13 protein-coding genes are annotated in these 14,021 nt (G+C 39.0%); 7 read left to right on the top strand and 6 right to left on the bottom strand.

The annotated features are described in order from the left end of the window. Nucleotide 1: 1 nt before the first annotated feature. The 6 genes from QHT84_RS10520 to xrtF are packed head-to-tail and all read right to left on the bottom strand — an operon-like array spanning nt 2 to nt 5,781. Complete coding sequence (locus QHT84_RS10520; RefSeq protein WP_283239520.1) at nt 2-2,023, bottom strand: TonB-dependent receptor plug domain-containing protein; 2,022 nt, start codon at nt 2,021-2,023, stop codon at nt 2-4. Between the two features lie 55 nt (nt 2,024-2,078). Continuing rightward, on the bottom strand, nt 2,079-2,519 hold the full coding sequence (locus tag QHT84_RS10515; RefSeq protein WP_283239519.1) for an HYC_CC_PP family protein: 441 nt from the start codon (nt 2,517-2,519) through the stop codon (nt 2,079-2,081). A gap of 51 nt (nt 2,520-2,570) precedes the next feature. Next, on the bottom strand, nt 2,571-3,926 hold the full coding sequence (locus tag QHT84_RS10510; protein WP_283239518.1) for an MBL fold metallo-hydrolase: 1,356 nt from the start codon (nt 3,924-3,926) through the stop codon (nt 2,571-2,573). 1 nt (nt 3,927) lies between these two features. Beyond that, on the bottom strand, nt 3,928-4,758 hold the full coding sequence (locus tag QHT84_RS10505) for a restriction endonuclease (RefSeq protein WP_283239517.1): 831 nt from the start codon (nt 4,756-4,758) through the stop codon (nt 3,928-3,930). A 44-nt stretch (nt 4,759-4,802) separates the two neighbouring features. Then, on the bottom strand, nt 4,803-5,249 hold the full coding sequence (locus tag QHT84_RS10500; protein WP_283239516.1) for an exosortase F system-associated membrane protein: 447 nt from the start codon (nt 5,247-5,249) through the stop codon (nt 4,803-4,805). Beyond that, nucleotides 5,224-5,781 carry an exosortase family protein XrtF gene (gene xrtF / locus QHT84_RS10495; protein ID WP_283239515.1) on the bottom strand — a complete coding sequence of 186 codons (558 nt, stop codon included), beginning with the start codon at nt 5,779-5,781 and terminating at the stop codon, nt 5,224-5,226. The genes QHT84_RS10500 and xrtF overlap by 26 nt, the downstream gene beginning before the upstream one ends. 70 nt (nt 5,782-5,851) lie before the next feature. On the opposite strand from xrtF, the gene QHT84_RS10490 reads away from it, so the two are divergent. From QHT84_RS10490 to QHT84_RS10460, 7 genes are all read left to right on the top strand, one after another. Then, on the top strand, nt 5,852-6,307 hold the full coding sequence (locus tag QHT84_RS10490; protein ID WP_283239514.1) for a GAF domain-containing protein: 456 nt from the start codon (nt 5,852-5,854) through the stop codon (nt 6,305-6,307). A 106-nt stretch (nt 6,308-6,413) separates the two neighbouring features. Further along, nucleotides 6,414-6,683 (top strand): 30S ribosomal protein S15, encoded by a 270-nt coding sequence (gene rpsO, locus QHT84_RS10485; RefSeq protein ID WP_129464726.1) that lies wholly within the window; start codon nt 6,414-6,416, stop codon nt 6,681-6,683. Nucleotides 6,684-6,822: 139 nt separating this feature from the next. Beyond that, nucleotides 6,823-9,000: a polyribonucleotide nucleotidyltransferase gene (locus tag QHT84_RS10480; RefSeq protein WP_283239513.1), complete on the top strand. Its 2,178-nt coding sequence runs from the start codon at nt 6,823-6,825 to the stop codon at nt 8,998-9,000. 122 nt (nt 9,001-9,122) lie between these two features. Next, nucleotides 9,123-10,394, top strand: a complete 1,272-nt coding sequence (locus QHT84_RS10475; RefSeq protein ID WP_283239512.1) for a hypothetical protein — start codon at nt 9,123-9,125, stop codon at nt 10,392-10,394. 226 nt (nt 10,395-10,620) lie between these two features. After that, the gene (locus tag QHT84_RS10470) at nt 10,621-11,928 is read left to right on the top strand and encodes a hypothetical protein (RefSeq protein ID WP_283239511.1); all 1,308 of its coding nucleotides are present in this window, start codon (nt 10,621-10,623) and stop codon (nt 11,926-11,928) included. Nucleotides 11,929-11,938: 10 nt separating this feature from the next. Then, complete coding sequence (locus QHT84_RS10465; RefSeq protein WP_283239510.1) at nt 11,939-12,490, top strand: RNA polymerase sigma factor; 552 nt, start codon at nt 11,939-11,941, stop codon at nt 12,488-12,490. Next, entirely contained in the window at nt 12,483-13,904 is a 1,422-nt protein-coding gene (locus QHT84_RS10460; RefSeq protein WP_283239509.1) for an outer membrane beta-barrel protein, read from the top strand. The genes QHT84_RS10465 and QHT84_RS10460 overlap by 8 nt, the downstream gene beginning before the upstream one ends. Nucleotides 13,905-14,021: the final 117 nt, after the last annotated feature.

Raw genomic sequence — 14,021 nt, 5'->3', positions numbered from 1 at the left:
TTTATTTTATTTTAAATCGTATTCCGGCATAATACATCGCTCCGAAAACAGGAGCGTACACTATGGAGGTGTCAAAATTGGGGCCAAAAGGATCGTCGGCACCTAAAACAGCCTTGTGCTGGGTATAATTTCCGATGTTTTCACCACCGATATACGCTTCAAAAGTACTCGAAAAAGTTCGTGTGATTTGCGCATTCATCGTAGAGAATGACGGCGAAAACTCGGGTAACCGGTCGTGATGCGGATTACTCTCTGTAAAAGGCAATTGCTGTTTCCCTAACCAATTCCAGGTAAAATCGAATTTCCATTGCTTCCCTTTCTCTACAATATGCGTTTCATACTCCAAGTTCCCGAAAAAACGATGCTTGGCCTGCAACGGTCTTTGGTAAGCTCCCGAAAGATAATCGGTTGTAATATCGTAGTATTTGTAGGCTGTTCTTAGGTTGAAATGTTTGATAATCTCGAGATTAAAATCGAGTTGTAAGCTGTTGGCATAGGATTTACCGTCTAAATTATAAAACAAAACTTGCTGTGGTGAATTCATCACATCGACTACCGCTTGATTTTGGAAGTCGGTACGATAAAAATCGACGGTTACATCGGCTTTTTTACCGAACAGCAAAAAGTTTTGCGTGAAACTTATGCCGTAGTTCCAAGCAATCTCCGGATTTAAACCATAGATTTTGCCATTCGAATCCAGTACTGAAAAAACTCTGGAGCTGGCAAATAAATTTTGGTTTTCGGCATAAATATTCGCGGCACGTTTCCCTCTTCCCGCCGAGAATCGCAAAACAGCCTTATCCCAAGGATTGTATTTTACATGCAAACGCGGCGTAAAAAATGCGCCCAGTCGGTTGTGATAATCGAATCTACCACCCAAGATGTAACTGAAATTATCGTTATTATCATGGGTAAATTCGAAAAAAGCGCCAACCGAATTGTCTATTCGACTCACATCCGCCAAATTCACAAACTCCGAATACTTATCATACGTAAAATTCAATCCGGTCGCAAATTTATTTCGGGTGTTATTAATAATGGAATTAAAAATCAGATTCGAATAATAGCTTTGCTGCTTGATATCGTATTGGTTTAACCCAAAATAGGATTGTTGATTATGGTTGCTGAAGGCATTCTGAAAACCGATGCTTTGATACGGCATGTCTTTGAAAACATAGCCAATCTTAGTGGACAAATCGATACGTTCTGTGTTGATTTCAGAACCCCAATAATTGGTGGTTAATCGATGACTGTCGGGATCAAAATCAAGCTGTCCGGTTTGCTTTTGGTCGTTCATGTAACGAACATTCAAAAACGAAACCCAACCGGTTTCGGGATTGGAATACTGCCAACGATTGACCGCATTGAATTGTTTTCCTAACGGATTGTCCATAAAGCCGTCGTCATTCATATCATTTTTGGCCACACGGGCATTGCCGTGAACAAACAAACTGGTCGCCCATTTATCGGATATTTTTTTGTTGAAATGGGTGTTGAGTTCAAAACGACTTCCGGTATCACCATACGCATTTACAAAAAACGGAATGTCGTTCATCGGCTTGATTAGCTCGCTATTAATTTGCCCCGAAATACTCTCGTAACCATTCACCACACTGCCGGCGCCTTTGGTAATTTGAATACTTTCTATCCACGTTCCGGGTGTAAACGACAACCCATAGGCCTGAGAGGCGCCGCGAACCGACGGAATATTTTCCTCGGTAATCATGATATACGGACTGGTCAATCCGAGCATTTTGATTTGCTTGGTACCGGTGAGCGCATCGGAAAAGTTGACATCGATAGACGGATTGGTTTCAAAACTTTCCGCCAAATTACAGCAGGCTGCTTTGAGCAACTCTTTGCTGGTGACCAAAGTAGTATTGGCCGTAAGATTGAGTGATTTTTTGATACTTCTTTTGCTGCCTTGCACCGTAACGGTTTTCAGGGTGTCTTGTTTTACAGCTTCTTGTGACCATCCTATCACAGAAAGCAGCAACACAGCAATTTGCATTATTTTTTTCATTATACAAGATTTTAATATTCGTAAATAGAGACTATGTAACTAACGAATACTAAAATCAGGCGTAAAAAGTATATTGGCAGTATAGTTGGTAGAGCGGCGGCGCATTAGAATCACAGTAAAAAGCAACCGGTTCCTTAGTGGTGCTTACGGTGTTAGCCGCTACAAAAAAAGGATTGTGATATTCAGCAAAAAAAGCAGGCTCAAAGTCGAATGAAATGGTTTTAATAACAATTTTTTCGGTTTTGCTTTTGAGGTCTACCTTTTTGTCTGAGCAACATTTATTATGAGTAATTTCAATTTTGGCACAGCAAGTATCTTCAACGGTTATCGTTCTAGCCTGACTTTCCGCATCCGTATCACAAATCTCTTCTTGGGTAAAAACAGAAGAGATGGAAGCAATTTCGCCCTCACAGTAATGTACGTTAAAAGCTAAACCGGAATTGGAAACCAAAACCAGCAAGGCAATTAAAACACTAAGTTGCTTCTTTAGAATCATGTTGCAAAATTATAGAATTAGAATAATAAAAAACTTAAAATACTATTAAAGTTACAATGTTATTTCTTGTCCCAAAAAAGGAACCATACAGTCGAAGCCATATTTCTCCTGAATTTGAAAACGCAATGCATCGGCCGGTTCATTCTCCCCATGAACCAAGAAGACTTTTTCCGGACGGTTTTCCAACGCGGACAACCAATGCAACAAATCGTGTTGGTCTCCGTGTGCCGATAATCCTTCTATTTCTAAAATAGTAGCTTCTACCGGGTATATTTTACCGTGCATTTTAATCTCTTTTTCTCCTTCCAATAATTTTCTTCCACGGGTTCCTTCGGCTTGGTACCCTACAATAATAACCGTGGTTTCCGGTTTTCCGATGTATCGTTCCAAATAACTGAGCACTCTTCCTCCGGTAATCATACCGCTTGCGGCGATAATAACTTTAGGCTGAACGGTGTAAATCATTTTTATAGTGTCTTCATAATCGGAAACCATGGTGAACATTTGACACATTTCGATACACTCGTCGGGTCTTAATTTGTGCCAACTCGAGTTTGTTTGAAACAGTTTAAGCACATCAATACCCATGGGTGTATCGATAACATAAGGAATATCGGGCAATCTGCCTTCTCGCATCAATTGCCAAAGCAAGTACATTATGGTTTGCGCTCTTTCAACAGCAAAGCTTGGTATAATAACTGTTCCGTCTTTTCGGAACGTATTGTTGATGTAGGTTTCCAAAGACAGTTTTACGTCTTCATCGGGATGCCGTTTGTTGCCGTACGTACTTTCCAGAAAAATATAATCGGCTTTTTGAGGCTTTGTCGGCGGATACATTAACACATCGTCATCGCGCCCGATGTCTCCCGAAAAAACCAAAGTTTTCCCTTCCATGGTGAGCGTTATCGAACAAGCGCCTAAAATATGACCGGCATTTTGAAAAACCGCTGTGATTTCCGGATCTAAATCAAAAGGCTCCTTTTCTTTGATGACTCTGAACAGCGGAAATACTTTTTCGGTTTGGGCTACATCGTATAACGGCTCGGCTATTTTGTGTTTTGAAAAATGATTTTTATTGGCCATTTCGGCTTCTTCTTCCTGTATTTTAGCACTGTCGAGAAGAATTAACTTGGCAATATCTTTGGTAGGTGATGTACAATAAATTTTTCCTTCAAATCCCTGATGAACCAATCGAGGCAACCAGCCGCAATGATCTAAATGACCATGGGTAAGCAACACAAAATCGATGCTTTTGGGTTCAATGGGCAGCGATTCCCAATTGAGTTCACGCAATTGTTTGATCCCTTGAAACTGGCCGCAGTCAATCAGGATTCGGACTCCGTTGGTTTCAATCAGCGTTTTGGAACCGGTAACCGTACCGGCACCGCCCAGGAATTTGATTTTCATTCTAAATATATTTACAGAGTTCAGACACTTCTTTGACCACGTTTTTAATGCGATTGGAACTCAATCCGATTTGTTCGAGAACCTCAAAATTATCCAATACTTCACGCGCCAGTATGACATCCAACACCAACAATTTATCTTTTTCGGCTAATGATAAGGTAGTTAAGCACGTTACCGGATAAAGTTGCTGCTGATCGATGCGATTTCGAAGGTTGTTTTTAACCGGATAATCCCAACTTAACAATTGCAAACCCGAGCAATGCGCAAAAGCCATGGCGTCGCCGGTAAATCGATTATTGGTGACAATCCAACACCCCGACAACGTATCATTCTTGGTAAAAATCAAATGCTTTCTGTCTTTAATATCATTAAATCTGGACAGAATATACATCGGTACTTTGACATCGGAATTGGTTTCGTTTTTGGCATGAAATTTACACTCTATCATTTCCAGGTAATCATTTTTATTAATGACCACATCTATTTCATGACCCACACATTTACCGGAAAGAAAAAGATTGGTTTGGGTAAGATAGCCCTCAGCCTGGAATAAACGAGCCACAAATTTTTCGAAGAAAAATCCTGTCGGACCCAGCATTTGCAAAGCCGATTTCAGATTATAACGAGCGGCATGAGAACTTGAAGTCTTTTTTAACAATCCGAAAGCCAGCTTATAAATTTTTTTGGTTGAAATTCCTTCGTAGATTTCTTTATCGATAGCCGCCAAAACATCCTCAACAACCTGAATTGAAGCCCCCGATTTGAGCAAAGACGCTTTTAACTTATCACGGTTAAAATCGACTATAGAACCCGAATGTTTGACCACTTTCATAATCGGTTGTTTTGGCTTTGATTAGGATAAAGTTACGAAAGTTATTATGGCTTTTGTCGTTTCTGATAATAAAAAGCAGGAATAAAAAGCAGAATAAAAATAGGTTGTATCAAAAAGCGTCTAAGGTAAAAAAGCGTCATTTTGTGTTCTTCTCCGAAAAAATTCAATACAAAAACAAAACTAATCATCAATATGGAACCGAGAATCATGTACAATAATATCGAAAACTTAACGATTTGAGTATCTTTAAAAATAACATACAGCAAGAACAACGAAAGCACCGAATTGAGGTAAAAGCGAATGCCCAGACTGAAGAATAGTTTATAGATATTGATGGGTGGTAACGGCATATTTGCATATTCACCCTTGAAATAATTTAAAAACGGATCGTAAAACAATTGGTCTTCAAAAACCCTGATAAGCACCATCAGGAAAACCAAAACTATAGACCAAAATACCCTCTTTTTATTTTGTAGGAGTTGTTGTAGCATGTAATGAAAATTTGTTTACCCAAAGCACCCATAACAAAAATACGGTACCGTAAATGATTAATGGAAAAATGACCCCATGCAGTAGGTGTTCATATTGGGGATAATGATATAAAGCAACACTAAGTAAGGCTATACGAGCAATGTTTAACAAATGAATCAGGACTGTTCCGAAAAGTATAAAGAGTAATGTGCTTTTTAATTTCCCGGTAAACGCCATTACAAAAGAAACAAACAAAATAATCACACTGATGGCGTTACACCCTTCAATAATCCGGGAAACATATTTCCCTTGGTAAACTAATTTTACGCTGGGTTCCTTAAGATGCGGTTGGGTGTAGGATTCGGAACCAAACCATTGCAATACCGCGACCGTTTGTTGGGCTACCGATTGCGTAAATGCATCAACCTCTTGTTTGTGGGAGTCAAAGCGACTCAAATACCATTGGTACGCCATCGTCAAAACCAAATACGTCAACAGAAACTTTCCCAAAAAAAGCAAAAAGGGTTTGTATTGCAACAATAGGTTTTTCAAGGCTAAATTTTTAACAAATTTATACAAAATAAAAAAAGTGCAGTCGTTACTTTTGCAGAAAAAATTGAAAATGAATTTTGAAAATTTACATCTGGAAGTCATCCGCATCCTCTCCGAATCAAACGCTGAGAGAGATTTGAAGTTAAAGAAACTGTGTCAATTTCTTTCCGATAGTGTTCCCTACTACAACTGGGTAGGTTTTTATTTTGCCAATCACGAAACCAAAACCTTGCACCTTGGCCCTTACGTTGGTGCCGAAACCGATCACACGGTAATTCCGTTCGGAAAAGGGATTTGCGGTCAAGTAGCCGAATCAAATGCTAACTTTGTGGTGCCTGATGTAGCGGCTCAAGACAATTATATTGCATGCAGCTTCACTGTGAAGTCAGAAATCGTGGTGCCGTTGTTTGTCGATGGAGTGAATATTGGTCAAATTGACATCGACAGTCACGTCCTCGATCCGTTTACCGAGGCAGATGAACGATTTTTAGAGTTTGTAAATAAGGAAGTTGCCAAACTTTTTTAAAAGGCAGTCGTATTTTTATTTGCCCAATCAAAAAATAAAATTACCTTTGCACACGAATTGAGAAAGCCTTAATTCATACATAATAATCATTTAAATAAATATTGGAATGTATTTAACTAAAGAAACTAAAGCTGAAATCTTCGCAAAACACGGAGGAAAAGCGGAAAACACGGGATCTGCCGAGGGGCAAATTGCGTTGTTTACTTACAGAATCTCACACTTAACTGAGCACTTGAAAAAAAATCGTCACGATTACAACACAGAGCGTTCGTTAGTTCTATTGGTGGGTAAAAGAAGAAGCCTTCTTGACTACTTAAAGAAAAAAGATATCAACAGATATCGTGAGATCATCAAAGAATTGAATATTAGAAAATAATCAATACTAAAGAGGTGCCTGCGCGCCTCTTTTTGTTTTAAACAAAAAAGAAAGTTTCGGTTTTTCATTGGGTTACAACAACTACTAGCACACACAACAACAACACAACTAACCTAATAGTTTAAACGAATTAATTTTTATGATTCCAAAAGTAACCCAAGAAACAATCGATTTGGGAGATGGGAGAACCATCTTAATCGAAACCGGCAAATTAGCCAAACAAGCCGACGGTGCTGTAGTAGTACGATTAGGCGACTGTATGCTTCTAGCCACAGCCGTATCGGCCAGAACAGCCAACCCTGGTGTTGATTTTTTACCATTAACCGTAGATTACCGTGAAAAGTTTGCCGCCGCCGGACGTTTTCCCGGAGGTTTTTTCAAAAGAGAAGCGCGTCCCAGCGACAGCGAAGTATTAACGATGCGTTTGGTGGACCGCGTTTTGCGTCCGCTTTTCCCCGATGATTATCACGCTGAAACTCAGGTGATGATTCAATTAATGTCGCATGACGAAAATGTAATGCCTGACGCTTTAGCCGGTTTGGCTGCCTCTGCTGCCCTAGCGGTTTCCGATATTCCTTTTTACAACTTAATTTCTGAAGTACGCGTAGCCCGTGTAGACGGAAAATTGGTGATTAATCCAAGCAAAGCTGATTTAGAAAGATCCGACATCGACATGATGATTGGTGCTTCTGCCGACTCCGTTTGTATGGTAGAAGGTGAAATGAAAGAGATTTCAGAGCATGAAATGGTTGAAGCCATCAAATTTGCTCACGAAGCTATCAAAATACAAATCCAAGCACAAGAACGATTAAGAGCTGCTGTGGGTTCGCCTGCTTACCGCGAATATGAAGGTGAAAAAGAGGATGAAGCGGTTTACAAAAAAGTGAAAGCAGCTGCTTACGACAAATATTATGCGATTGCGCAAGAAGCTTCGGCCAAGAGTGAAAGAGGTGAAAAATTCGCAGCAGTAAAAGAAGAAGTAAAAGCTTTATTTACGGAAGAAGAGTATGCCGAAAATCCGGATTTGGCCGAATTGGTTGGCAAATACAACTACAAAACACAAAAAGAAGCCGTACGTAATGTGATCTTGGAAAAAGGGATTCGTTTAGACGGTAGAAAAACGACCGAAATCAGACCCATCTGGTGTGAGACGGATTACTTGCCTTCTGTACACGGTTCTTCTTTATTTACCCGTGGTGAAACACAAGCTTTAGCCACAGTAACTTTGGGAACTTCCAGAGAAGCCAACCAAATCGACTCACCATCAGAGCAAGGAGAAGAAAAATTCTATTTACACTATAATTTCCCACCATTCTCAACCGGTGAAGCCAAACCCTTAAGAGGTACTTCCCGCAGAGAAGTAGGTCACGGAAACTTGGCACAACGCGCCTTGAAAAACATGGTTCCTGCTGATTGTCCGTATACCATACGTATTGTATCTGAAGTATTAGAATCTAACGGCTCATCATCCATGGCTACCGTTTGTGCGGGAACTATGGCCTTAATGGATGCCGGAGTTCAAATGATTAAACCGGTTTCGGGTATCGCTATGGGATTAATTACCGACGGTCAAAAGTTTGCTGTTTTATCAGACATCTTAGGGGATGAAGATCATTTGGGTGACATGGACTTTAAAGTAACCGGAACCAAAGACGGAATCACAGCCTGTCAAATGGATATCAAAATCGACGGATTGCGTTATGATATCATGGAGCAAGCGTTGAACCAAGCTCGTGAAGGTCGTATGCATATCTTGGGCAAATTGGTGGAAACCATTGCTACACCAAGACCGGATGTTAAAAAACACGCTCCGAAAATCATCATGCGTACTATTCCGGGCAACTTCATTGGTGCCTTAATCGGACCGGGCGGAAAAGTGATTCAAGAATTACAAAAAGCTACCGGAACTACCATTGTAATCAATGAAGTAGACGAACAAGGTGTCGTGGAAATCTTAGGTACCGATCCGGACGGAATTGCTGCAGTATTAGCCAAAATCGATTCTATTATTTTCAAACCGGAAGTAGGAGAATCTTACGAAGTAAAAGTAATTAAAATGCTTGATTTCGGTGCGGTTGTAGAATATACCAAAGCACCGGGTAACGAAGTATTACTTCACGTATCGGAATTGGCTTGGGAAAGAACCGAAAATGTATCTGATGTGGTAAAATTGGGTGATGTGTTTATGGTAAAATACTTAGGTATCGACCCTAAAACACGCAAAGAGAAAGTGTCTAAAAAAGCACTTTTACCAAGACCGCCAAGAGACGAAAATCGTCCGCCGAGGGAAGATAAAAAAGACACTCCGAAAGGTTAATACCCATTTTTTTATTAATTCATATCAAATCCGTTTCCAAAAGAAGCGGATTTTTTATTGGACTTAGACGCAACCTTTAATCGATAGGGCTATCTGACTACTAACGACTAAAGACCTAATCTATGAAAAAACCAAAGAAAATCATTTTACTAATTTTAGCCGTATTCTTTATCACATCCGGCTGTAATGACCAGAATGAACCTGCCGATTTGACCCGTGTCACCATACCACAAGACAGTGAACTCTTCCAATTAATTGAGGCCGTATTACAACGGGGAGACGACCCTGTTGAAAACACCGTTTGTATCGATTTTGTTTACCCATTCACTCTTTTTCTATATGACGCCGCTTTTCATCCGCAAGGCACTGTTCGCGTACACAGTGACGATGAATTCAGCCAACTATTGGGCACTTTAAACCCCGATCTAAGCATAAGCATCAGCTATCCGATACAAACTGCATTACCCGATGGCACTATTTTTAGCGTTAACAATGACCAACAACTGAAACTGGCATTGGACTCGTGCTCCAGAGAAGATATTATAGCCCATTGCAATGGTCTGTTTAGCAATCAAACTTGTGTTTGGAAAATGCCCTATCCGCAAAACTCCAATAGCGAATTTGCGGAATCGGTTTTTAAAGCAAATGATGACGGCACGATTACCTTTCGCCACCGAGGCTCTGATTATTTAGGCACTTGGGTATTTTTATTTTTAAACAACAGTCTTTATCTCAACATTAACCTCGAAGGAACTTCTACCGTTGCTCAGGAATGGAATCATAATTACTTGATTAACTCACTTTACGGAAGCACCATGCAAATAAGCTACAATAATACTCCGCGAAACTTTAAAAAAGTGTGTTCTAACAATATCATCTATGAATTAGGACAAGTTGGTCCGAATGGTGGTATTGTTGCCTATGACAAAGGAGAATACTCCAATGGTTGGCGATATATAGAAGTCGCTACTAGCGATTTGATAATCGAGGAATGGGGCTGTAACAACGCTGAGATTGAAGGCGCTCAATACGAAAATATCGGAACGGGTTATCAAAACACTATAGCAATTGCTCAATTCCATAACAATCTGAATAGCTTTTATCTTAATCCGTCCGTTTGCAGTATATCCAGCAACGGAACAGTTACCGCTGTAACTGCATTAATGCAAACAGTAAACACTAATGATTGGTTTATTCCATCTATCGGGGAGCTCGAAAAAATTCATGAAAACTTAACCCCTTTGAATTTAGGTAATTTTGAAAACACCAACTACTGGAGTTCATCTGAATTTAGTTCAACCGAAGCAAAATGCTTTAATTTCTCTGTTGGGGAATCCAATACTGCTTTAAAAAATGATGCCAATATAAAAACCAGGCTTATTCGTTATTTCTAATCGTATTGATTATTATATTTTAGGTTAATTCTTTTTCAAAACCTCAACTTTCATCAGTTGAGGTTTTATTTTGCACCGAAAAAAAATTGTCATCACAAGACCAATAGCTCATCAATCTTCAAAAAACAGATGCGCAATGTGACAAAAAGTCGTTTTTAGAATATTTTTTTAGGATTACAACGCAACCTTTTCATTTACCTCAGACTTCACTAAAAAGACCAACCGTATGAAAAACTTAGTTCGCCTTGCCAGAGTACCTTTTTTATTGTTGCTGACATTATGCATCAATAGCTGCAAAGACATAGATGATACAATATCGCTACCTAATGCCGAAGATTTAATTCAAAAAGATTCGGAACTTTTTAATCTTTTGGAGCGTGTCACCAAAGAGGAAGATGACCCCTTGCAAGACATTGTGTGCATCGACTTTATTTACCCGCTGCATTTGGTGATTTATGATGCCAATTTAAATTCAATAGGCTCCGTGACCATTATAGGCGATGACAATTTCAGCGCTTTCCTGAGCATCCTGCAACCCGACCAATCCCTGAGTATCAGCTACCCTATTTCGACTACACTAGAGGATGGAACTGAGTTTACGGTAAACAATAATTCCGAACTCAAACTGGCCATCGACAGTTGTTCAAGAGAAGACATTATCAGTTATTGCAATGGTTTTTTTTGCACTTCGAGCCCAAGCATAACCACTCCCTGCGTTTGGAAAATACAGTATGACATCAATGGAGACAATCGCTATCTAAGCGGATATTTTGACGCCAATGTTGACGGAACAATTAATTTTTATTACAACGGCCAACAATACTTAGGCAGCTGGACATTTTTATTTGTCAATGATGAATTCCATATCAACATCAATTTGGTAGGAACTTCTCAGGTGGCCTTGGATTGGAATATAGACCGAAAAGTCATTATTGCCGGCGATGAAATTATTATAGATAACCTGCCTAAAAACATTCACCTGAAAAAATCTTGTCAAACTATAAACACCTATGTTATTGGTGATGTTGGTCCGGCCGGAGGCATCGTATTTTATGACAAAGGCTCGTATAGCGACGGTTGGCGTTATGCCGAAACCGCCACGGCAGATTTAGCCGACTTTCAATGGGGATGTGTTACGTCATCGATTACAAACACACAAAACAACAACATAGGAAAGGGAATGTACAACTCCGGTAGTATCCTAAACTTTCACGATACGATACTTAACTTTTATACAAATCCATCCGTTTGCGATGTCGCTAACAATGGAACTGTTGCCGCAAGAGAAACATTAGGCTATCAAATTAACGGCGTAAAAGACTGGTTTTTACCGAGTCATTATGAATTGTTGTTGCTTTATACTAATTTGCATCAGCAAAACCTGGGAAATTTCAGCAATACGGTATACTGGAGTTCAACCGAGAATGATGCCGCTACGGTTAAAACCATAGATTTTTCGGATGGACAAATGTATAACACCAGTAAAGCACCGGTAAGCGGTTCTGTAAAAACAAGATGTATTCGCTATTTCTAAACACCCTTTTTTGAACTTAGAGCAGCTCATAAAAAAGTGTGCCAAAAACGATATTGTGGCCCAACAAGAATTGTACAATCGTTACAAGGATACTCTCTTTGTACTTAGTCTTAAATATTGTAAAAACACAGAAGAAGCAGAAGACAATCTGCAAAATGCTTTTTTAGAGATTTTCAACAACATCAAAAAGTTCAACCACACGGGTTCGTTTGAAGGCTGGATGAAACGCATTACCATCAACAAAGCCATTGATAGTTATAAAAAAGCCTGTCAAATGATTCCCATCAGCAATCATACCTTTCCGGACACAGAGATTGACGAAAGTGAGATGGAAAACTTTTCATTAGATTACATTTTATCGCTAATTCAGGAACTACCAAATCAGTACCGGTTAGTATTCAGTTTATATGAACTCGATCATTTTTCGCATGCCGAAATTGCCGAGATGCTGTCAATCTCTGTCGGAACCTCCAAATCAAACCTACACCGGGCCAAAATGATTTTGAAAGAGCAAATCAAATCGAATAAGCCTGTTGCTAAAGTGAATATGAAGTATGAATAATAAAAAAGACATCGGTAAAATCTTTAATGAGAAGTTACGGGCCTTGGAAAAATCTCCAAGTGACAACGTATGGAACAATATCAGCATTGAGCTTCAGAAAAAGAGAAAAAGAAGAATCGGTTTCTTTTTCTTTTGGACAAAAATTATCGGATTTTTTATCTTCGGCGCCTTGACAATCTGGTATGTATACCGATATCAATCAAACAATTCGTCGTTTCCAAACCGCTCCAAAGAAAACATCACAGTTAATGAAAACCATCCCCAAACGGCTCAGGACCAAGAAAATGTGTTCCCTAACGATACGTCGGCCAAAGAAAGCAACTCAGCATTAGAAAATGACAATATTAAAAACTTAAATCTCAATCCCACAAATAATCAAAATACCATCAATAATAAAAGCACTTCTAACCCTATTCTTTCGGAGAAAACTACCGTTTCAAAAAAATCAAAATTTTCTAAAGGAAAATCGGGTCAATATTCTACAACAAAGTTCAAAAAAACGACCCGCAAGAAAAAAACAAAGTTTAAAACTTCTGATGAAAATATAAGCAAAAAGGGCGATGCTATACTTCAAAGAATTATAGCTTCTCCCAATTTGTCACTCTTACAAGACGGAAACAAAACAGAAGGTAAAGAACATATTCCGACAACAAAAAAAGATTCTCTTGTGGCTCAAAAAAACAAAGACAAAGTAAAAAACATCACCATGCGGCCTGAAGACAAAAAAGAAAAGGACAGCACTAAAACCTATCGGAAATTTGACGTTGATGTTTTTGTGTCACCAACGTATTACAGCTATTTCGCTAAAAAATCAACGTTGGACCGAGATCTTGATTCTCTGACAAAAAAAACAGAAATTTCCTGGAGCTACGGCATTGGATTGAGCTACCAATTAACAGATCAAATCGCTGTACGCATTGGCTATACCAAAACCAATTTACAATACGTTACCAAAAATGCACCCGTAAACACCCCAAACTACAGCGGCATCAGCTATCAATCAAATATTACCAACAATTCCATTTACACCCAATCGGGGAACGCCGAAAAAATGGATATCAGTCAAAAAATAGCCTACACGGAAATTCCACTTGAAGTGAACTACAATATTTCAGACAACAAATTAAGACTCGACGGTATAGCAGGCTTTAGCTATTTGGCATTGAGCGAAAATGTTGTAAGCATTACAACCGACAATGGCTTTTCACAAGAAATCGGAAAGTCTAAATATTTGTCTCAAATGTCTTTTACCGTAAACCTCGGAGTAGGACTGTCTTACGAACTTTTCAAAAACACCAAAATAGTTGCAGAACCAAGATTCAATTATCAGGTCAAATCGTTTGACAATAACAATTACAAGTCTTACTATTTTGGGATTCACACCGGCATTCGGTATACTTTCTTAAACAAATAATTTTTAAACTTATTCCATACATTTCTAATGAAATTCCATCTACCCTATGCAGGGAATACTCATGCTGCTTGATTTCGAAATCAATAAAAGAAAAAAATATTTCACATATTGTAACTT

The organism is Flavobacterium sedimenticola, from assembly GCF_030053345.1.
Taxonomy (GTDB): domain Bacteria; phylum Bacteroidota; class Bacteroidia; order Flavobacteriales; family Flavobacteriaceae; genus Flavobacterium; species Flavobacterium sedimenticola.
This window is presented reverse-complemented; position numbering and strand designations above follow the sequence as displayed.